The sequence below is a fragment of the Ferrovum myxofaciens genome, assembly GCF_000735045.1.
Classification (GTDB): Bacteria; Pseudomonadota; Gammaproteobacteria; order Burkholderiales; family Ferrovaceae; genus Ferrovum; species Ferrovum myxofaciens.
Genome location: NZ_JPOQ01000589.1, coordinates 1 through 373, shown reverse-complemented (window position 1 = coordinate 373; position 373 = coordinate 1). Strand labels below are relative to the sequence as shown.

General features: G+C 48.0%; 1 protein-coding gene. It reads left to right on the top strand.

The genetic code is table 11. The features are described from left to right. Positions 1–373 (top strand): tyrosine-type recombinase/integrase (locus tag IV91_RS19970; RefSeq protein ID WP_411464157.1); only part of this gene is annotated, 373 nt, incomplete at both ends.

Below are 373 nucleotides of genomic sequence, written 5' to 3'. Positions count from 1 at the left end.
ACCCTTACCCAAGACGTTTTCCCTATCATTGGATCCTTACCATTGGATCTAATCCAACCTCGGCATATTGCTGACGCTTTACGTCCAACTTGGCTAGAGAAACCAGAAACCTCTAGCCGCATTAAACAACGAATTCATGCCGTGATGGCATGGGGCTGGGCACACGGGCATTGTCTATCAAACCCTGTAGATGTCGTAACACATTTACTGCCACAACAACCCAGCAAGACTGTTCGTCTCCAACACCAACCAGCTATGCCCTGGCGAGTAATCCCGTCCTTTATTGCGGAGCATGTACGTAATCGTACAAGATATGATGTCACCCGAGCCATCTTGGAATTTTTAATACTCACTGCGGCACGTTCAGGTGAAG